The sequence below is a fragment of the Streptococcus sp. HMSC065H07 genome (assembly GCF_001837325.1).
GTDB lineage: Bacteria > Bacillota > Bacilli > Lactobacillales > Streptococcaceae > Streptococcus > Streptococcus salivarius_H.
This window is the reverse complement of record NZ_KV832038.1, coordinates 268635-289762: the sequence shown is the minus strand read 5'-3', so window position 1 is coordinate 289762 and position 21128 is coordinate 268635. Positions and strand designations below refer to the sequence as shown.

The 21128-nt window shown below is 41.0% G+C and carries 20 protein-coding genes; 4 read left to right on the top strand and 16 right to left on the bottom strand.

The annotated features are described in order from the left end of the window. Window positions 1-17: 17 nt before the first annotated feature. Genes aroC through HMPREF2637_RS07510 form a run of 5 tightly spaced genes read right to left on the bottom strand, consistent with a single transcriptional unit; the run spans window position 18 to window position 4949 of the window. The gene (aroC, locus tag HMPREF2637_RS07530) at window positions 18-1184 is read right to left on the bottom strand and encodes a chorismate synthase (protein WP_003094323.1); all 1167 of its coding nucleotides are present in this window, start codon (window positions 1182-1184) and stop codon (window positions 18-20) included. Then, window positions 1185-2252 (bottom strand): 3-dehydroquinate synthase, encoded by a 1068-nt coding sequence (gene aroB / locus HMPREF2637_RS07525; RefSeq protein ID WP_070839844.1) that lies wholly within the window; start codon window positions 2250-2252, stop codon window positions 1185-1187. A 12-nt stretch (window positions 2253-2264) separates the two neighbouring features. Next, on the bottom strand, window positions 2265-3122 hold the full coding sequence (locus HMPREF2637_RS07520; protein WP_070839841.1) for a shikimate dehydrogenase: 858 nt from the start codon (window positions 3120-3122) through the stop codon (window positions 2265-2267). Then, window positions 3112-3789, bottom strand: a complete 678-nt coding sequence (gene aroD, locus HMPREF2637_RS07515; protein WP_070839839.1) for a type I 3-dehydroquinate dehydratase — start codon at window positions 3787-3789, stop codon at window positions 3112-3114. Before aroD ends, HMPREF2637_RS07520 begins: the two co-directional genes overlap by 11 nt. Next, window positions 3786-4949, bottom strand: coding sequence for a class I SAM-dependent rRNA methyltransferase (locus HMPREF2637_RS07510; protein WP_070839835.1), 1164 nt, complete (start codon window positions 4947-4949; stop codon window positions 3786-3788). The genes aroD and HMPREF2637_RS07510 overlap by 4 nt, the downstream gene beginning before the upstream one ends. Before the next feature lie 161 nt (window positions 4950-5110). On the opposite strand from HMPREF2637_RS07510, the gene HMPREF2637_RS07505 reads away from it, so the two are divergent. Together HMPREF2637_RS07505 and HMPREF2637_RS07500 are read left to right on the top strand one after the other, a co-directional pair. Continuing rightward, the gene (locus HMPREF2637_RS07505; protein WP_064523272.1) at window positions 5111-7291 is read left to right on the top strand and encodes an LTA synthase family protein; all 2181 of its coding nucleotides are present in this window, start codon (window positions 5111-5113) and stop codon (window positions 7289-7291) included. Between the two features lie 170 nt (window positions 7292-7461). Next, window positions 7462-7647, top strand: a complete 186-nt coding sequence (locus HMPREF2637_RS07500; protein WP_002890454.1) for a hypothetical protein — start codon at window positions 7462-7464, stop codon at window positions 7645-7647. A 149-nt stretch (window positions 7648-7796) separates the two neighbouring features. Here the strand turns inward: HMPREF2637_RS07500 and eno are convergent, their stop codons facing one another. Then, window positions 7797-9101, bottom strand: a complete 1305-nt coding sequence (gene eno / locus HMPREF2637_RS07495; protein WP_002886048.1) for a surface-displayed alpha-enolase — start codon at window positions 9099-9101, stop codon at window positions 7797-7799. 205 nt (window positions 9102-9306) lie between these two features. On the opposite strand from eno, the gene HMPREF2637_RS07490 reads away from it, so the two are divergent. Continuing rightward, window positions 9307-9762, top strand: a complete 456-nt coding sequence (locus tag HMPREF2637_RS07490) for a YueI family protein (RefSeq protein ID WP_064523269.1) — start codon at window positions 9307-9309, stop codon at window positions 9760-9762. A gap of 30 nt (window positions 9763-9792) precedes the next feature. Here the strand turns inward: HMPREF2637_RS07490 and HMPREF2637_RS07485 are convergent, their stop codons facing one another. Genes HMPREF2637_RS07485 through ccpA form a run of 3 tightly spaced genes read right to left on the bottom strand, consistent with a single transcriptional unit; the run spans window position 9793 to window position 13049 of the window. Continuing rightward, on the bottom strand, window positions 9793-10908 hold the full coding sequence (locus tag HMPREF2637_RS07485; protein WP_064523266.1) for a glycerate kinase: 1116 nt from the start codon (window positions 10906-10908) through the stop codon (window positions 9793-9795). Between the two features lie 12 nt (window positions 10909-10920). Next, on the bottom strand, window positions 10921-11988 hold the full coding sequence (locus HMPREF2637_RS07480; RefSeq protein WP_064523261.1) for an MmcQ/YjbR family DNA-binding protein: 1068 nt from the start codon (window positions 11986-11988) through the stop codon (window positions 10921-10923). Window positions 11989-12047: 59 nt separating this feature from the next. Beyond that, complete coding sequence (gene ccpA / locus HMPREF2637_RS07475; RefSeq protein WP_064523258.1) at window positions 12048-13049, bottom strand: catabolite control protein A; 1002 nt, start codon at window positions 13047-13049, stop codon at window positions 12048-12050. A gap of 312 nt (window positions 13050-13361) precedes the next feature. Here ccpA and HMPREF2637_RS07470 point away from each other — a divergent pair, with 312 nt between their 5' ends. Further along, window positions 13362-14444, top strand: coding sequence for a M24 family metallopeptidase (locus tag HMPREF2637_RS07470; protein ID WP_064523255.1), 1083 nt, complete (start codon window positions 13362-13364; stop codon window positions 14442-14444). A gap of 96 nt (window positions 14445-14540) precedes the next feature. On the opposite strand, the gene HMPREF2637_RS07465 is transcribed toward HMPREF2637_RS07470, so the two are convergent. From HMPREF2637_RS07465 to HMPREF2637_RS07440, 7 genes are all read right to left on the bottom strand, one after another. Then, window positions 14541-14909: a S1 RNA-binding domain-containing protein gene (locus HMPREF2637_RS07465; protein ID WP_002886108.1), complete on the bottom strand. Its 369-nt coding sequence runs from the start codon at window positions 14907-14909 to the stop codon at window positions 14541-14543. A 1-nt stretch (window position 14910) separates the two neighbouring features. Further along, window positions 14911-16317: a Cof-type HAD-IIB family hydrolase gene (locus HMPREF2637_RS07460; RefSeq protein WP_064523252.1), complete on the bottom strand. Its 1407-nt coding sequence runs from the start codon at window positions 16315-16317 to the stop codon at window positions 14911-14913. 146 nt (window positions 16318-16463) lie between these two features. Then, entirely contained in the window at window positions 16464-16928 is a 465-nt protein-coding gene (smpB, locus tag HMPREF2637_RS07455; protein ID WP_002885905.1) for an SsrA-binding protein SmpB, read from the bottom strand. Window positions 16929-16949: 21 nt separating this feature from the next. Then, the gene (rnr, locus tag HMPREF2637_RS07450; protein WP_064520748.1) at window positions 16950-19403 is read right to left on the bottom strand and encodes a ribonuclease R; all 2454 of its coding nucleotides are present in this window, start codon (window positions 19401-19403) and stop codon (window positions 16950-16952) included. Window positions 19404-19465: 62 nt separating this feature from the next. Beyond that, window positions 19466-19702, bottom strand: coding sequence for a preprotein translocase subunit SecG (gene secG, locus HMPREF2637_RS07445; protein ID WP_002886135.1), 237 nt, complete (start codon window positions 19700-19702; stop codon window positions 19466-19468). Window positions 19703-19747: 45 nt separating this feature from the next. Continuing rightward, entirely contained in the window at window positions 19748-19894 is a 147-nt protein-coding gene (gene rpmG / locus HMPREF2637_RS10935) for a 50S ribosomal protein L33 (protein ID WP_002890443.1), read from the bottom strand. After that, window positions 19884-21107, bottom strand: a complete 1224-nt coding sequence (locus HMPREF2637_RS07440; protein WP_070839832.1) for a multidrug efflux MFS transporter — start codon at window positions 21105-21107, stop codon at window positions 19884-19886. Before HMPREF2637_RS07440 ends, rpmG begins: the two co-directional genes overlap by 11 nt. Window positions 21108-21128: the final 21 nt, after the last annotated feature.

Sequence of the window (21128 nt, the reverse complement as noted above, 5' to 3'; positions counted from 1 at the left end):
CTATTGTCTGATGCTGCTTAAAAGTTTTTCACATAGTCACGGTGACGTGCTACCGCTTCTTTCAATTCTTCCATGTTGTCAGAAGAGAATTTGTCCAAGATTTCATTAGCTACGACTGTAGCAACTACGGATTCCATAACGACACCCGCTGCAGGCAAGGCCGTTGGATCTGAACGCTCAACTGTTGCCTTGTAAGGTTCGTGTGTTTCGATATCTACTGACATCAATGGCTTGTATAGGGTTGGAATAGGTTTCATAACCCCACGGACCACAATCGGTTGCCCGTTGGTCATACCACCTTCGAAACCACCAAGATTGTTAGTGCGACGTGTATAACCATCCTCTTCATTCCAGAGAATCTCGTCCATCACTTGAGAGCCCTTGAGGTAGCCATCTTTGAAACCAAGACCAAATTCCACACCCTTGAAGGCATTGATGGATACAACTGCTTGAGCAATCTTAGCATCAAGTTTTGTATCCCATTGCACATAAGAACCAAGACCAACAGGAACACCACCAACGACAGTTTCAACGACACCACCGATTGTGTCTCCCTCTTTTTTGATCTGATCAATGTAGTCTTTAATCTCTTGTTCACGTTCTTGGTTAACGACTGAAATCTCTGATTGTTGAGCCAATTCCTTGATTTGAGCTACTGTCAAATTCTCAGGCACATCAATTTCCTTACCACCAAAGACAACAACATGGTTAGCAATTTCAATATCGAGCTCAGCCAAGATACGTTTAGCGACAGCACCTACTGCCACACGCATAGTTGTTTCACGCGCACTAGAACGCTCCAAGGAATTACGCAAATCATCGAAACGGTATTTCATTCCGCCAACCAAGTCAGCATGGCCTGGACGTGGGTGAGTGATTTTACGTTTGGTTTTCAAACGGTCCTCAATATCTTCCACAGCCATGATGTCCAACCATTTTTGATGGTCCTTATTGATGACATGAAGGGTGATTGGAGCCCCTGTTGTTTTCCCGTGACGAACACCAGAAGTGATTTCAACCTTATCAGACTCAATTTTCATACGGCCACCACGACCATAACCACCTTGGCGGCGTTTCAAATCACCATTGATATCTTCAGCCGTCAAGGGAAGACCAGCTGGAACACCTTCGATAATTGCTGTTAAACGTGGGCCATGAGACTCACCTGCTGTTAAATATCTCATTTATTTCTCCAAGTACTCTTTCATTTCGACTAAAGGAATCTGATTGATAGCTGCCTTACCAATCTCTGGAACGATAACTGTCTTAATGCTATTGCCACGAGCTTTTTTGTCATGTGTGAGGGCTGTATAGAGCTCTTCAACACGCCATGGCTCATAGTCTACTGGCAAGCCAAATTTGACACACATCTCAGCGATTTGACGTGTGATCCCCTTAGGCATTAGACCTTTTTCCTCAGCAACTCGTGAAATCTGAACCATTCCGATAGCTACCGCTTCACCGTGCATGACTTTACCGTAACCAGCTGTTTGTTCAACGGCATGCCCAATCGTATGACCAAAGTTTAGGTACATACGGACACCACCTTCAAACTCATCTTCAACCACAATTTTACGCTTAACGTTACATGAACGGTAAATAATGGTTTCTGAGTTTTCTAGGATACTGTGAACCGAACCATCAATGCTTTCAAGAAGCTGCCAAAGCTCAGGATCATCAATCAAACCGTATTTGACAACCTCACCCATACCTTCGATCAATTCACGTTTACCAAGTGTCTCAAGGACATTAGGGTCAATCAAAACCCCATCAGGCTGAGCGAAAGTTCCCACGATATTTTTAGCAAATGGTGTGTTCACACCAGTCTTACCACCAATAGATGAATCCACTTGGGCAGTTAGACTGGTTGGAACCTGAACGAAATGAATCCCACGCATATAGGTTGAAGCGACAAAGCCTGCCAAGTCACCAACAACACCGCCACCAAGAGCAAGAATACCATCACTACGAGTCATGCCATTCTTAATCAAAAACTCATAAGCCTTGTTAACAGTTTTTAGATTTTTACTCGCTTCACCTTCTAGAAAATCAAAAACGACAACCTCAAAACCTTCGTGCTCCAAGCTAAGCTTAACTCTTTCAGCGTATAAGCCACCCACATGGTTGTCTGTAATAAGGGCAATCTTTTGTGGTTCCCAAAGTGACTTCACCCATTGACCGACAGTCTTAAGGGCTCCTTTTTCAATAATAATGTCATAAGGGTTATGTGTTAAATTTACCTCTAGTTTCATAGTCGTCCCCTCCTAGCTATTGTAAATATTTTCTAATTCCTGCCAAATGGCGTCTGTTGGCATGTCCTTGCCTGTCCACAATTTAAAGGCACCTGCTGCTTGATGAAGCAACATGCCAAGTCCGTTCACAGCCTCTATTCCCTGTTTCCTTGCCAAGGCCAAGAAAGGTGTTTCAAAAGGCTGATAAATGATATCAGCAACCAAGAGTCCCTTAGGAAGTTTTGTATCTGTAGGAATAGGCAAGGATGCGCCATCCATACCTACACTCGTCGCATTCACCAATAAATTAGCCTGGCCTAGTTCCTCTTTAAAATACTTAAGATCATTTAAAGCATGAAACTCCAAGTGACAAGTCGTCTGTTCAAGTAAGGACTTAAAGCTCTCTTTTGCCTTATCCAATGACTGAGGGCGAACATAGACACTTACTTTTTTGGCACCATCAAGAACTGCCTGCGTCACAATAGCTTTAGCCGCACCACCAGCACCCAAAATCATCAGATGGGCATCTTTAGGGCTAAAGTTCTTTAGACTAGCAAAAAAGCCAAAACCGTCCGTATTATGACCAATCAAACGCCCATCACGATTAACAACTGTATTGACAGCACCAATCAGTTGAGCTGCAGGACTAATCTCATCCAAAAAAGGAATAACTGCTTCCTTATATGGCATGGACAAATTGATACCGAACATGTCGTAACGTCTAATATTTTCAACTGTCTCGGCTAGGTCTGATTCCGGAATCTCCCAGGCCACATAAATACCATTAACTTGTGTCTTCTCAAAGGCCGAATTATGAATGAATGGCGAAATCGAATGCTTGATTGGACTGGCGACAACAGCTGCTAGGCGTGTGTGTCCATCAATCTGCATCCAAAACCTCCCTGATTCTGCGCATGTCTGCTAAACTAATTTGTCCTGGAGCACTGGCATTATCAAGACTGGCAAAGGTCCATGATGACCCTATCAAGTCGCCCGCAAAACGTGACAAACGACCTAGTTTACCCATTGACATGGTCACAAACTCCTGCTCAGGATTAAAGGCCTTAAAGCCACGTGTAAAGTTCATAAGGTCGAGAACATCCTGCTCATTCTTAGGCATAACTGCCACCTTAACCACTCGTGGTGTCAAGTTTGCCATCTCAGACAAAAGTTCCATGAGGTTTTCAGGTGTCTCCTCAAAGTTATGATAAGACAAAACCAAGTTTGAAAATTCGAGCATTTGATCAAAGACAGCCTTACGTGTGAAATACTCAAAATCAATATAATCTGGCGAATAAATCGCAGCTACATCCTTAATCAGTGCGACATATTCCGCATCCGTTAACTCAAGCCTACCACCCTCACGGGTTGTACGGATGGTAAAGACAATCTCAAAGCCTGCGAATTTCTCGAAAATAGCCGGAGCAACCGTTAAGATACTATCCTTATCTAAAAAATCTGCACGCCATTCAATAATGTCTGCCCCCTCAAAACGAGACAGTTCAAGCGCTTGTGCCTCCTCTAAACTAGTTGGCATAATCGGAACTACAATTTTCATTTATTTACCTTTATTGTGTATACTTTCAAATAATTTGATGTTGGATCATTAGGATTGACGGTAAAATCCGCTGGTAATTGTTGCAGGTTAACGAAGTCCGCTGAAACATCTCCCAAGCCCTTACGTAGTTGTTTCTTAAACTGTTGCACTGTCATATTAGCAGCATTGGTACTTGCGATGATTGTCCCATACTTTGATAAAATGTCAAGACTTTGTGCAATTAACTTGTGGTAATCCTTATTTGCTGAGAAAGTGCGTTTCTTATTTCGAGCAAAGCTTGGCGGATCGATGACGATAAGGTCATAAGATAAGCCTTTTTTCTTTGCATATTTGAAATAATCGAAGACATCCATCACGACCAAGCGATGATTTTCCATACTGAAACCATTAGCTTCAAAATGAGCCGTCGATAATTCACGTGAACGCTTAGCCAAATCAACTGATGTCGATTCAACCGCTCCACCCATAGCCGCAGCAACTGAAAAAGCTGCCGTATAGGAGAACATATTCAAAACTGATTTCCCCAAAGCTAAGCCATTAACTAAACCATCACGCACTTCATGCTGATCAAGGAAAATCCCCGTCATTAGCCCATCATTGAGGAAAACTTCATAAGTTACCCCATTTTCTAAAATGGTGAAGGTATCAGCCGCCTCTTGCCCAAAAAGATGGTCTGATTCGAAATCAAGACCCTTGAAGCGGATTTTCTCATAGCCTCCCAAGACCTCAGGAAAGACCATTTGGAAAGCCTCTACAATATCATTTTTCAAGGAATAAACAAAGGCATTGTACCATGAAAAGAGGGCATAATCCCCATATAAATCAATTGTGAGACCACCAAAATCGTCACCATCTTGGTTGAAAAGACGAAAAGCTGTCGTCAATTCATTATCATAATAGGATTGACGTTTGGCCTTAGCCCTTTCAAAAAGTCCTTGAAAATAAGTCACTGTCAATTGTTGTTTTTTAGGGGACAGAAACCATCCTATCCCCTTATTTTGACTTGACAAATAGCCCGTTCCTAAAAAATCTTTGGACTGGCTATAAAGGTAAACCAACTGATTATTTTCAGTTATATTTGGAAAATCTTCGGCTAAAAGAAGCTGTTTTCCTTGTTTGATTTTTTTCTCCGCAAAGGGACTTACCGTCAATATACTCATGTTACTATTATACCAAAAAAATGCTATTATTTCTGTTTCGTGACTAGATTTTATCAATTATATGTCAAGGAATATCACACTCAATGGCAGTAAATTTTTGAGAGTCATTATCTTATTTGGTATAATGATTAAGATAATATAGAATCAAAGGAAGTATTACTTTGAAAAAAATTACTGAAGCCTTTTGGAAAGGAGTTTCATCAAGACTTGGATTTATCCTCTTGTTACTCTTCTTTTACTGGCTAAAAACCATATTCGCTTATTACGTCAACATTAATCTTGAGTTGGAAAGCAGATATCAGGTTATGCTTTCGCTGATTAACCCTATTCCACTAGGATTAATGCTTCTAGGTTTAGGACTATACTTCAAGAAACGACGTTTCTTTTATAGTATTACCATTGCTATCTATGTCATCCTTAACCTCTTACTTATCGCTAATGTGATTTACTTTGGAGAGTTTACAGACTTCATCACTGTAAATACCATCCTAGCAAGTTCTAGTTCGGCAGCAGGACTAGGAGACTCCGCCAAGAACCTTCTTGAGCCAAGCTATCTCTTCTACCTGATTGATGTACCTTTCTTCATCTATGCTGGTTTCAGGAAAAAGCTTAAAATGGACAGCAAGCCATTTAATAAACGAGCTAGTTTCGCAGTTACTGCACTATCAACACTCCTACTCTCAGTTAACCTCTTCTTAGCGGAAGTTAACCGTGGCGAGTTGTTGACACGTGGTTTCTCAAATAACTATATTGTCCGTGCTATGGGGCTTCCCTTCTTCACAGCCTATTCTGGTAACTTAACTTATCAAGCTTCACAGGCTCGTTCATCTGCAACAGCTGAGGATATGAAAAAGGTTGAGGCTTACGTTAAGGAGCACTATGCGGCACCTGACCCTAAGTATTACGGAATTGCTAAAGGAAGAAACGTCATCGTTATTCACTTGGAAAGCTTCCAACAGTTCCTCATCGATTACAAGCTCAAAGTAGACGGTCAAGACTATGAGGTTACACCATTCATCAATTCCATTTATCACTCAAATGAAACTCTAGCCTTTTCAAACTTCTTCCACCAAGTTAAATCAGGTAAAACTTCTGATGCTGAAACCTTGATGGAAACGTCTCTCTTTGGACTAAGCACAGGCTCATACATGGTAAACTATGGCGGTACCAATACAGCCTATGCTGCACCATCTATCCTAGCTCAAACAGGCGATTATACATCAGCTGTTTTCCATGGAAACACTGGATCCTTCTGGAATCGTAATAATACCTATAAACAATGGGGGTATAATTACTTCTTTGACTCATCAGCCTTCACTGAAAAAACTGATGAAAACTCCTTCCAGTATGGTCTAAATGACAAGTACATGTTCCCAGATTCCATCAAATATCTGGAACAAATGCAACAACCTTTCTACGTTAAATACCTTACAGTATCTAACCACTACCCATACACTTCACTCTCAGGCGATGAAAAGGAACAAGGTTTCCCACTCGCTGAAACAAAAGACGAAACAGTCAACGGATATTTTGCAACAGCTAACTATCTTGACTCAGCAATTAAAGACTTCTTTGATTACCTTAAGGAAACCGGTCTTTACGACAACTCGATTATTGTCATGTACGGTGACCACTATGGTATCTCTGATACACGAAGCAGCAATCTTGCTGAACTTCTCGGTAAGAACCCTGAAACTTGGTCAAACTATGATAAAGCCATGCTTCAACGTGTTCCTTACATGATTCATATTCCAGGCTATACTGGTGGTGGTATCTCTAACACCTTTGGTGGTGAGGTTGATGCCCTTCCAACTCTCCTTCACGTTCTTGGCGTTGACACTAGCTCTTATATCCAGATGGGACAAGACCTCCTATCTCCTGATAATAAGCAAACCGTCGCATTTAGAACCTCAGGTCAATATGTTACTCCTCAATACACCAGCTACTCTGGTCGACTTTATAACACTCAAACAGGGGAAGAAATTACCAACCCTGATGAGACAACTAAAAAGGATAACGAAGCCATTCGTAAGGCAGTAGCAACTCAGCTTTCGATGAGTGACGCTGTTCAAACAGGTGACCTTCTTCGTTTCTATACGCCAAACGGTTTGAAGCATGTTGATTCTAGCAAGATTTCCTACACTAAACAGATGGATCAACTAAAAGAAATCAATAAAAAGCTGAAAGATAAATCAACCAGCCTCTACAAACAAAAAGGCAATAAATCGACAGCTGATCTATTCAAGACCCCATCTTACAAGGAACTACATCCTGCAGAATCTGAATCAAGCTCAAGTTCAAGTGAATCAGAGTCTAGTAGCTCTTCAACGGAACAACAATAAGCCTTAAAAGCAGTCCTATTTGGACTGCCTTTTTAGATTAAACAATTATCAATCGTACTTAACTAGAAAATCATAATCCTCATAGCACTCGCCTCAAACATATTTCTTGCTAGTTTACTATAAGCGTGATTAAATAGAGTTTGTAAGAAAACTTATAAAGGAGAACAGATATGAATCCAATGGACCTATTTAACCAAGTAAAAGAAATGATCGAAAAGAAAGATTTCGAAGCTGCTAAAAAGTTTGTCGATGACAATAAAGATGATTTGGGCGAATACTTTGACCAAGCTAAGTCACTTGTTTCAGGTAACGAAATGGTTAGTGGAGCTCTAGACAAGATTAAAGGTCTATTCTAAGACGAAGTCCCCTCAATCCTATTGATTGAGGGGACTTTTTATGTTTAGAGTTTCTATTTAGAGACAATGCATAACACAATCTAAGATTCTTTAGAAACACAAAAAAGAGATTCCTAAGGAATCTCTTTTTATTCTATATGACTATAGAATTATTTTTTCAAGTTGTAGAATGATTTCAAACCACGGTATTCTGCAACTTCACCAAGTTGGTCTTCGATACGAAGCAATTGGTTGTATTTAGCGATACGGTCAGTACGTGACAATGAACCTGTCTTGATTTGACCAGCGTTAGTTGCAACTGCGATATCAGCGATTGTTGAATCTTCAGTTTCACCTGAACGGTGTGATACTACTGCTGTGTATCCAGCTTCTTTCGCCATTTCGATAGCGTCGAAAGTTTCAGTCAAAGTACCGATTTGGTTAACTTTGATAAGGATTGAGTTAGCAGCGTGTTCTGCAATACCTTTTTCAAGGTAAGCTGTGTTAGTTACGAAGAAGTCGTCACCAACCAATTGAACTTTACCACCAAGACGTTCAGTAAGAGCTTTCCAACCGTCCCAGTCGTTTTCGTCCATACCATCTTCGATAGTGATGATTGGGTATTTGTTAACCAATTCTTCAAGGTAGTCGATTTGTTCTGCAGCAGTACGAACAGCAGCGCCTTCACCTTCAAATTTAGTGTAGTCGTAAACTTTACGTTCTGCATCGTAGAATTCAGATGATGCACAGTCAAATCCGATAAATACATCTTTACCTGGTACATATCCAGCAGCTTCGATAGCTTTGATGATAGTTTCAACACCATCTTCAGTTCCGTCGAAACGAGGTGCAAAACCACCTTCGTCACCTACGGCTGTTTCAAGTCCACGTTCTTTAAGGATTTTCTTAAGTGCGTGGAAGATTTCAGCACCCCAACGAAGAGCTTCTTTGAATGTTGGTGCACCAGCAGGTACAATCATGAATTCTTGGAAAGCGATTGGAGCGTCTGAGTGAGAACCACCGTTGATGATGTTCATCATTGGAGTTGGAAGAACTTTAGTGTTGAATCCGCCAAGGTAGCTGTAAAGTGGAACTTCAAGGTAGTCAGCAGCTGCGCGTGCTACAGCGATAGACACACCAAGAATAGCGTTGGCACCAAGTTTACCTTTGTTTGGAGTACCGTCAAGAGCGATCATTGCGCGGTCAATACCTTGTTGATCACGTACGTCGAATCCGATGATGTGTTCAGCAATAACGTTGTTTACATTATCAACTGCTTTTTGAGTACCAAGACCACCGTAACGAGCTTTGTCACCATCACGAAGTTCTACTGCTTCGTGTTCACCAGTTGAAGCTCCTGAAGGAACCATACCGCGACCGAATGCACCAGATTCAGTGTAAACTTCTACTTCAAGTGTTGGGTTACCGCGTGAGTCAAGGACTTCGCGTGCGTAAACATCAGTAATAATTGACATTACAATACTCTCCTTATGAGTTAAATTTTTTTACACCTATATATTACCATAATATCAAGGCTTAAGCAAATTAAAACCAGAATTTTCTAGCGATTTTCTATTTTTTAATATTTTCAATTGTTTTTGAAAATCTCAGAAAGCAACTCAAATGAAAAGGAATTCAAAATATTGTATAATACAAGTAGAAAACTAAGAGGAGATTCCTATGACTTCACTTGAAAACAAAGTGCTCCAATGCGCTAGTGGCGAAAAACGCCTAAATCCCGATGAACTTCGTCAGTATTTTGGAACCTATGCGGAACGTGTAGTCCTAGCTGTTCTATTGGAAAATACCGAAAAGAAAACTGTAATTGACAATTTTCCGCAAATATTAAAAGACTTATTAGCCGTTTACCCTAATCTTAGTCTCAAACTTTCGCCAAAATTAGCCGACCAGACACAATTTACCTATATCAAGACCGCTCAAGCACTAAATATTTCTGCAACTATCGTTGACGAGGCCAAGGCCCATTCACCATACGGTCTTATCGTACATAGTAATCATGCAGAGAATCTTGATAAAGTGTTATTTTCAGAGCTCTATCCTGATATCCTTGCTCCTAGTAAAACTGAACCTATCCTTGAAAAAAAGGGATTTTTTGCTAAACTATTTGGAAAATAAAAGCTGATGCAAAGTCAGCTTTTTCTTATATCACAATGTTTTACTGAGCTTGATGACATTCCCAATATTGAGTCCTGTGCGATAGAGATTCTCCTTAGCGGTAGCTAAAACTTGGTCTAACTCTAATACTTGTCCAATGATAGGGAAAGCAGCTGAGATACCTGCTACTGGAAAATCAGGCAAGTCATCCTTCAAACTACCACAGATAGCAATGACGGGAATAGCTGATGGTGTCCGCCTAGCCACCCCGACCGGTGCTTTACCAGACAAGGACTGGCTATCCATACGTCCTTCACCAACTATGACCAAATCAACTTCCTTCACACGTTGATCAAAATCAACGCAATCAAGTACAAAGTCAATCCCTGATTTAATTTCTGCGCCTGCAAAGGCTACTAAACCCGCTGCCATGCCTCCTCCGGCTCCTGAACCAGCCAGTTTTAAAACCTCAGGAGCAAAGTTTTCGTAGAATTGTGTCATGTCTTGGTCAACCTTTTTAAATTGTGAAGGAGCTAGGCCTTTTTGTCCACCAAAAATATAGGTCGCTCCATCTTGACCACACAAGGGATTATCTACGTCAGTAATCAGATGAATAGTAACACCAGACAAATCAATCTTATTTTCAGAGGATACCTTTTTAATAAGACCAAGATTAGCACCTATTGGCTCAAGCTCCTGTCCCTGAGAGTCATAAAAACGATAACCCAATCCATATGCCATACCAATACCACCATCATTGGTAGCAGACCCACCTACGCCTATGATAAAATCTCGGATGCCAGATTGAACCAAATGAACAATTAGTTCACCCACGCCTTGTGTCGTTAGAGCTAGAGGATTTCGTTTATCCTTAGGAATCTGTTCCAAGCCACAAATCGCAGCCATTTCAAAAACGGCAGTCTGGCCATTGCTGGCAAAAGAAACACCTCCATCACTTGTATAGGCATGAGGAATCTCGATACTTTTCTTCTCAAGATTTAGATTTTCAGCAAGAGCATCTAAGGTGCCCTCGCCACCATCACCTATTGGCATGAGGTCAAACTCAGTGTCGGGTAAGGCCTTTTCAAAGCCCAATTTAAGAGCTAAGGCGACCTCTTTTGCAGACAAACTTTCCTTAAACGAATCAGGTGCAATCAAAATTCGCATGATGTTCTCCTTCTATTTTTCTTTTAGGTAAGGGGATAAGGACTGAACTAACTCATCTGTCATATGTCTTGGACCTCGAACAGTTTTGATACCTAAACTCTTTAGTCTATCACTGTCAAATTCGGTGTCATTAAAGGTGTATAAGGGTTTAATCCGCATCAACTCCTTAATACTCGCCTCTTCACGATAACCTTGATTAGGGATATTCGCTTCTAAAACCTGACAGAGGTAACGGATGGCCTTGGTAGGTGCCGTAATATAGATAGCCACCAAATCTCCCTTTTGCATACTAGCTTTCTGTGTCCAAAGAATCTCCTCATTTGCGGAGAACTCCTCTCCAATATCGTAGTATTTCAAATTTACCGGGATAATCCAATAATGAGGCTCAAAAGCCTTTCTAAGATGTTTTGGGGCCACTAGGGAGCGACTGTCACTAAGAAGCTCAATAATGGTTTGATCCGACAATGTCTCGTCTAAAACAAGACTAATCCAGGTCTTCTTGGACATATGGTAGCTAGGAAAAACCCCATCCATTTTCAAGAGCTTATCCATTTGCTTTGGATTAACCTTCAGGTTAACCACATCATAAATTAAATCCGCCTTTTCTCCATCAAGCCCTAGTTTTTCTCCCTTAAGAGGAAAAAACAAGGCATACCATTTACCATCAACCCTAAAGGACAAATAGCTTGGTTCCTTTTCGAAAGGATGATCTGCTTGGTCTGAAAATTCTTGAACTAAAAACTGAGCTAGGCGATTAGCTTGTGGAGATGAGAACAATTGATTTTCATAACAAGAATCAGCTAGCTGTGAGAGAAGTTCTCCATAAGCTTCTCTGACTTGACCAACGTAAGTTCCAGTGGCCTGAGGACTCCTGAAGATATCATAAGGCTCATCAAGATCGATATCAACAACCTGTCCCGTCAACTTACCTTCTAAATCAATAAGCAATCGAGCTTCAAGTTCATCAGCTATCAGTGTTTTTCTGAACTCGTAACCTTGCTCAGTAGTTGTAAAACCAAAAGGCTCTAGGCTATCCTGTTTTAGGATCTTCTGTTTAAAATAAGCATCCTCAAAAGTCATTGGTTCTCCCTTTTTCTAAAAAAGAGAAGTTGAGACAAACTTAAGTCCCAACTCCTTTTTTATTTTGTTGACTGACGTAAGGTAAGACCGTGGTTAAGAATAACATCTTTATCTTCAAGTTCTTCCTTATTCATGATTTTAGTCAACATACGCATGCTAACTGCCCCTAAATCATAGAGAGGATGATTAATACTAGAAAGGTTTGGACGTGTGTAGCTTGTAATTGGTGAGTCATTGCTTGTGATGATTTCGAAGTCTTCTGGAACTGATTTACCTGCAGCAAAGAGGCCATTCAAGAGACCTGCAGCCAATTCATCTTCTCCAACATAGGCAGCAGTGGCACCAGAGTTCAAAACACGTTGTGCTAAATCAAAGCCATCTTTATAGCTATATTTGGCTTCAAAGACAAGACCTTCATTGTAACGCAAATTATTCTTTTCAAGTCCAGCCTTATAACCAGCTAGACGGAGTTTGCCATTAATATCATCAATTAGTGGTCCTGATACAAAGGCAACCTTTTCATTATTTTTAGCAAGCTGTGTAATAGAATCCTCAACGGCAGCTTTATAGTCGATGTTAACGCTTGGTAATTGGTGTTCGAGGTCCACTGTTCCTGCTAGGACAATCGGAGTACGGGTACGAGAAAATTCTGCACGAATTTTTTCCGTCAAGTGGTAACCCATGAAGATGATACCATCTACTTGTTTGGCAAATAGAGAATTAATCACGGTAACTTCGTGATCGTCATTTTCATCACTAGATGCAAGAACAATATTGTACTTGTACATCGTTGCAATATCATCAATCCCCCTTGCTAAAGTAGCAAAATAACTATTAGCAATATTTGGGATGACAACTCCTACAGTAGTTGTTTTCTTACTCGCCAAGCCACGTGCAACCGCATTTGGACGATAATCCAAACGATCAATGACCTCAAGCACTTTTTTTCGGGTGTTTTCTTTTACATTTTTATTTCCATTTACCACACGAGACACAGTCGCCATCGAAACGCCTGCCTCACGCGCAACGTCATAAATAGTGATTGTTTCATCAGTATTCATAAAAACACTTCCTTTCTCATTTTACGCTCACTCTTTCACGCTAATTGTATCAGATTCTGAAAACACTTTCAATTATTTTGACTGATTTTTTACAAAAAAATGAAAGGGATTCCTTCTTTATGGTTACGAGGAAGAAAGCCATTTCAGAAAAAGACCTCTCATTTCGTGTTTCCAAGACTATCCATCGCTTACAAAACTAGCCTAAAAAAGTCTCAATGAAAGAAAATGATTTAATGAAAAGCCAAAAAACAACTTGCATTTTCCCTATAAAAGTGACAGAATGAGTGTAAGAAATACAAAGGAGTTTTTTCTATGTCTAAACTTGATCGCATTCGTCATTTTTTGAATGAAAATAAAGCAGGGCTAGCTATTGTTTCAGATCCTGTAACTGTCAATTATCTTACTGGTTTTGATTGTGACCCACATGAACGCCAAATGTTCCTCTTCGTCTACGAAAATCGGGAGCCTGCCCTCTTTGTTCCTGCTCTTGAGGTTGCACGTGCCTCTGCTGTACTCGACTTCCCAGTCTTTGGTTATGTGGATTCTGAAAATCCATGGCAAAAAATCAAAGCTGGCCTAGCAAGTACAGACAGCCCTATTATTTATGCAGAGTTTGACAATCTCAATGTGACTAAGTTCCAAGGATTGCAAACGGTCTTTGATGGTCGCTTTGAAAACTTGACACCATTCATTCAAAAAATGCGCGTTATCAAGTCAGCTGATGAAATTCAAAAAATGATTGTTGCCGGTGATTATGCTGATAAAGCTGTTAATATCGGTTTCGACAATATTTCTCTCGACGTTACTGAAACAGACATCATTGCTCAAATCGAATTTGGCATCAAACGCTTGGGCTATGAAATGAGCTTTGAAACTATGGTCTTGACTGGTAACAATGCAGCCAACCCACACGGCATTCCTGGAAGCAACAAAATTGAAAAAGATGCTCTTCTTCTCTTCGACTTGGGCTGTATGGTGAATGGCTATGCTTCAGATATGACGCGAACAGTCGCTGTTGGAAAACCCGATGATTTCAAAAAAGAAATCTACCACTTGACTTTAGAAGCTCAACAGGCTGCCCTAGATATGATTAAACCAGGTGTAACTGCCAGCGAAGTCGATGCTGCAGCACGTAATGTTATTGAAAAAGCTGGTTACGGCGAATACTTCAACCACCGTCTCGGACACGGTATCGGAATGGATGTGCATGAATTCCCTTCTATCATGGAAGGAAATGACATGGTCATTGAAGAAGGAATGTGCTTCTCAGTCGAACCAGGTATTTACATTCCTGAAAAAGTTGGTGTTCGTATCGAGGACTGTGGTTATGTGACAAAAGATGGCTTTGAAGTCTTCACACACACACCAAAAGAATTGCTCTATTTTGATGTCTAATTAATAAACATGGGTCTTCAATTAAGTTGAAGACCTTTTTGTTTGTAGCCAAATCGAAAACACCAAAAAAGCTGACCCATCGAGAGTCAGCTTTTGCTATTTTTCCTCATGCTCTTGTCTAAGATAGTCAAGGCCTTCTTCAATCCATCCTGGCATTGCTTCTGCCAAAGGCTTAAAGCCATAGTTCAAACGACTATCTGAAAAACGATGACGATGAGGGATTTTATTTTTTTCTTCCTCAAGGGTTCTCAAAGAAAGACTGGCCTTTTGTGTAAATTCATCAAAATCAACAACTTGAACTAAGACCTCCTGGTCTACCTTTAAGGTATTGTAGATATTGTCGATATAACCTGTCTTAATCTCTGAGATGTGAATCAAGCCTGTGGTACCATTTTCCAATGAAACAAAGGCACCGTAAGGCTTGATGCCTGTGATAACACCCCTAAGCTTGTCTCCAATTTTCATCTTAGTCTGCTACCTCAACTGTTTCAATTACAACATCCTCAAGTGGCTTATCTTGAGCCCCAACCTCAACATTGGCAATTTCATCAAGCACCTTGTAAGAGTCTTCATCCACCAATTGACCAAAGACTGTGTGACGACGGTCTAGGTGAGGTGTTCCCCCATTTTCAGCATAAGCTTCTGCGATTGGTGCTGGCCATCCACCACGTTCGAGTTCCTTTTTAGCATAAGGAATTTCAGACGTTTGAACGATGAAGAATTGGCTACCATTTGTATCTGGTCCAGCATTAGCCATAGAAAGCGCACCACGGAGGTTATAGAGCTCTTCAGAAAATTCGTCCTGGAAGCTACCACCAAAGCTTGACTCACCACCCATACCAGTACCAGTTGGGTCACCACCTTGAATCATAAAGTCCTTGATAATTCTGTGGAAAATTACACCATCATAGTAGCCACTCTTGGCCAAATTGACAAAGTTAGTAACTGTTAATGGTGCATGATCAGGGAAGAGTTTGATGACCAAATTACCATGATTTGTTTTAATTGTTGCGACTGGACCTTCTACTGTATCCAAGTCAAGTTGTGGGAAATGAAGTTCTTTTTCTACCAATCCGAGTTCCTCCAAGGCATTGAAAATGCCATCTTCTTCTATTGTTCCTGTAACGTAATCTGCTTTTTCTTTCAATTCTGGTGTAGCATTACCCATAGCAATCCTAAGTCCAACATAGTCAAAGATTTCCATATCGTTTGGACCATCACCAAACATCATGGCATTGACTGGTTTAAGATTTTCATGCTCCAAGACATGCTCGACACCAGAAGCCTTTGAGATACCATTTGCTACGACGTCAGAGGAGTGTTCGTGCCAGGGTACCATACGGACATGTGTCGCGAGTTCTTCTGGTAACTCAAGCTCACCATCATTTTCCGCAAAAGTCCACATATGGTAAACATCGTTCGACAAGTGGAAGTCTGGCTCCACATCACAAAGACCATAGACTGGTTTCATAGCATCATCAATCAAATCTGAACGCTCTGAGACAACTGGCTTATCCTTACCAGCAAAGCCCCAAGCAATTCCAATCTCTTTGCACCAAGCAACAAAAGCTTCTGTAACCTCACGAGCGAGAGGTTGGTTATAAATTTCTTCCCCTTTTCGATTAATCACATAAGTTCCATTGATGGTCACAAAATAATCGGGCTCTAGGTCTCGAATGTCCTCAACGACACCATAGTAGCCACGTCCTGTGGCAATTCCTGTCAAGATTCCTTTTTCTTTAAGCCCTTTGAAAACAGCCTTAATAGATTCAGGAATGTAGCCTGTCTTTTTAACACGAAGGGTGTCGTCAATGTCAAAGAAAACAATCTTAGTCTTCTTGGCCTTGTATTTTGTTTTAGCATCTACTGGCATCGCTAATCTCCTTTACAGTATCACAGCTAGAGTCAGGTATAGCTAGTATCCTAACTAAAGACCGCATGATACTCTCATTATATCATGTCTTAAAGCCAAAAACAAAAAATCATCTAGGACTATAGTAGTCTTAGATGATAGGCGGTTTAACGGTTAACACTCTTGATAATACGTTTAATATCACGCTCTTGTTCACGACGCTTGATAGACTCACGTTTATCGTAATCGTGTTTCCCTTTGGCAATACCGAGCAATACCTTGGCAAAACCGTTTTTTAGGTAGACCTTAAGAGGAACTAGGGTCATTCCTGTACCCTTAAGATCATTTTGAAGTTTGGTGATCTGCTTCTTCTTTAGCAACAACTTTCTCGTACGGTCTGGATCTTGATTCCAAATATTTCCTTGCTCAAAAGGAGCAATATGGACATTGATTAACCAGGCCTCACCATTTTTGATTTGGGCATAGCCATCTTTAAGTTGGATGCGGGCCGCACGAACAGACTTAATCTCTGTCCCTGTCAGTACGATACCCGCTTCAATAGTATCAACGATACTATAGTCATGTCTAGCCTTTTTATTCTGAGCAACAACATTGCCTTCACCCTTTGGCATAGCAGTCCCTCCATTCTCATCCTATTTTCGTTTTTTAGCAACGTCCTTGTAAAAAGGTTTGTTCCCTTTTTTCTTACGACGACCACTCTCACGTCCCTTGTTATCATTATGAGGACGGTTTTGATTTTTACGTTTGTCTGGTTTCTTAGATGACTTACGTTTTTCGTCATAAGAGCCTTTACGACCATTACCATCTTGACGGTTACGGTTATCCCCACGTTTACCACGACGTTCGAAGTCTCCATTTTGACGGTCACGACGTGGACCTCTATTGCGGAAGGCTTTCGCTTTCTCTTCACGTTCCTGACGTGCCTTGTGATCTACTTTTTCAGTGACATCATACTCGCTTGGAAGGTATTGGAAGTCAATATCTCCGGTTTCCTTATCCGCACGTGTTAATTTGACACGGATAGGCTGACCAACTCGGAAAGTCTTACCAGTTTTCTCACCCTGAAGTGTCATGGTACGTTCATTGTAATTGTAAAATTCTGGAAGGGTGGTGATGTGAACCAAACCTTCGATGGTGTTTGGCAATTCCACAAACATACCGAATTTAACCACACTTCCAACAATACCGTCGAATTCTTGACCAACAAACTCTTCCATGTATTCCGCTTTTTTCATCGCTTCAACGACACGTTCGGCATCAATGGCACGGCGTTCAAGGGTTGAAGATGATGTCGCTAACTCAGGAATAACCTCTTCAAAATGTTCACGTGTTTCTTGAGACATATTGTTAGTGTACTCACGAATCATTCGGTGAACCAAGAGGTCTGGGTAACGACGGATTGGACTAGTAAAGTGGGTATAATACTGAGCCGCAAGTCCATAGTGCCCATGATTGTGTTCTGAATAGCGGGCTTGTTGCATTGAACGAAGCAACATCATGTTCATGACCTCTGCTCCGGGTTTGCCTTGAACTCGCGCCATGAACTCTTGCAAGTCTAGTTGATCCATCTTATTGGCAGTTCCTTTGATTTGAACACCAAAGATAGAGGCATAATCCATGAAGCGTTGCAATTTCTCAGCTTTTGGTTCCTCGTGGATTCGATAAATAAATGGCAACTTAGCCTTAGCGAAATGCTCTGCCACACATTCATTGGCAGCCAACATGAAGGATTCAATCATTCGCTCAGCTGTTCCACGTTCACGCACCACGATATCCACTGGCATCCCCTTCTCATTTACCAAGATACGAGCTTCAGATGTATCAAAGTTAAGGGCACCACGACGCTCACGCATGTCTTCTAAAATCTTATGCAGTTCTGCCATAGCTGATACAGAGTCCATGATTGGCTTAAACTGCCCAATCTTTTCTGGATTTCCAGCCAACATCTCATTGACATCACTGTAGGTCATACGGAAGGTTGTATTAATCACAGATTGGCAAATCTTATGATTAACCACCTTACCTTTTGGAGTAATCTCCATAATGGCTGACTGAGTCAAGCGATCAACATTGGGATTTAGTGAACAAATACCATTTGAAAGACGCTCAGGCAACATTGGCACCACACGGTCTGTCACATAAACCGAAGTCCCACGTGCTACGGCCTCACGGTTAAGAGCTGAACCTTCAGTGACATAGTAGGACACATCAGCAATATGAACACCAAGCTCAAAATTACCATTTGGCAAACGTTTAATATGGACCGCATCATCCAAGTCCTTAGCATCAGCTCCATCAATAGTAAAAGTCACCTCTTGACGAAGGTCAACACGACCAAGGAGGTCTTCCTGACTAGGTGCATCTGGTACAGCTTCTGCTTCCGCCATGACATCCTCTGGGAACTCTGAAACAATATCCATTGATTCTAAGACTTCCAAGACATCAATACCAGCATCCCCTTGATGACCAATAATGTCACGAACACTTCCTACGAAATAATCATAGTGACGGTTAGGGTATTTTTCAATATCAACCTTGATAATTTCAGTACCGTCTAGGGCAACTGGTTCTTTCTTAATATAAATTGGCTGCTGAATTTTTTGATTTTTAGACTTAATGTAACCAGCATAAGGTTCTTTCTCGTCGCTAAGGATAAATTTCCCTACAACAGTCTTAAGCGAACGTTCTACAATTTCAACAACTCGTGCTTCTGCTGCCGTCCCACGCAAACGATCCGCTGGCTTCTTGATAACAACAGCAACAGTATCACCATCAATGGCATGGCCAACATCATTACGACCAATGAACATATCATCTTCACTGTCATCGACATGCAAGAAACCAAAACCGTTCTTATTGGCACGGAAAACACCTTCAACAGTCACCTGATTTGGATTTTCTTTCTTAGGACGCAAGGAAACAGAGCCATCTCGATTAAAACGCAACTGCCCCTTACTTTCCATGGCTGATATGGCCTTGATGAGCTGAGGAAACTTTTCTCCCCCAGCATGATTAAGAGCCTGGGCAATGTCGTTTACACTGGATTTCCCATGCTCCTTCAAATAATTTATAATAGATTCTTTCATGATTTCCTTTTCTTTTATTTATTGACTATAACGCAAAAAATGAGCCAACCTCAGTCAGCTCATTACTTACTTGAGAGAATGGAAAGGACGATTGCATCTACAATCCATAGAAAAACCATGATTCCTGTAAAGCGTTGCATAAAGGCTTCAAAACCACGTGGTTTACTACGTTCAAATAGTGCTTCTGACCCACCACCATCAAAGACATTGCTACTTGGATTCTTTTGTGGCTGCATGAATACCGCAATCACAATAATAGCTGACATCACCAAGAGCAGCGTTAATAATAAGTCGTACATAGTTATTCCTCCGAAAAAGTCCTTTTTATTCTACCATAGAACCCTTTAAGATTCAACATGTAAGGTTACTTTTCTATCCTTGGGGCAGAATTTGGGTACCTGAATTTTCTCAGGATGATTTTGTTTATTTTTACTTGTGAGATAGTTGATGCTCCCACATTCACTACACTTTAAATTGATTTTAACTCTCACCTATATTCTTGACTCCTAGCGATTTTCTAAAGATAATTAAGGACCAGACAAAATTTCCAAAGACAATCATTGCGGTCACAAAGAAGACCCAGCGATAACCTAGTCCAGTCGCAACTGCTGAACCAACAAAAGGACCTAAAACTTGTCCAATGTATGAAAAGCTTTGATTAAAACTAAATATTCTTGAGATTCCTTCCTTGGGTGTCATCTTGGTCAATAAAGAATTGACACTAGGCATAAGGGTACCCACACCGAAGCCATAGGCAAAACGTAAGATACCCAATTGCAAGGCTGAACCGGCAAAACCACAAAGGAAATACAAGAGGAAGCTATAAAATAGCCCCATTAAAAGCAAGCGATGATTCCCAATACGGTCTCCCACTTTTCCCAGAAAAGGGGTACTCAAGAGACTAGAGAAGCCCATAGCAGAAACAATTAAACCTGAGTAAAAAAGGATATTGTCCCTCTGACCTAAATAACGAATATAAAGGGCCAACATAGGCGCAATCGATTGGGCAGAAATCTGGATAATCATACTGGTCACAAAAAGGCCAATCAACATAGATTTGCTGGGAATTTTCGCAAAAACCTGAGAAAGAGTCATCATCTCTCCCTTTTCGATAGGTTGAAAATTCTCTCGCAAACCAAAGACAGTTAAGAGACAGCAGATAAATAGAATGAGGCCCACCAATAAAAAGGTCCCTCTCATACCAAACGCCTCAGACAAGGTACCACCTAACAAAGGGCCAATCAGAACACCTGCCGTTAGACCCGTAGATAAGGTCCCCAGGGCATAACCAGAACGGTTCTGAGGAACCTGACTAGCAATTAAAGCTGTGGCATTTGGAACATACCCCGCAAACAAACCATTCAGCGTTCTTAAGAAAAGCAGCCAGAAAACATTTGGGACTAAGGCAAGACCTCCCATTGTAAAAGTCATCACCATGCTGGCTCTAATCATCATGGGCTTTCGGCCATAACGGTCAGCTAAGCGTCCCCAAATAGGAGAAACCAGGGCCGAGGCTAAAGCAGAGATGGCAACAGACAAACCAGTATACCATTCAACCATGTCTCCTTTAACACCTAGTTCCTCAATGTAGAGGGCCATGAAAGGCATAACAATGGAGAAACTAGCTCCAGTAAAAAAGGTTCCTATCCATGCAATTTTAAGGTTACGTTGCCAATCAGTACTTTTAAGCTCTTTTTGGCGCAAATAATCATCTTCTTTCTAAAA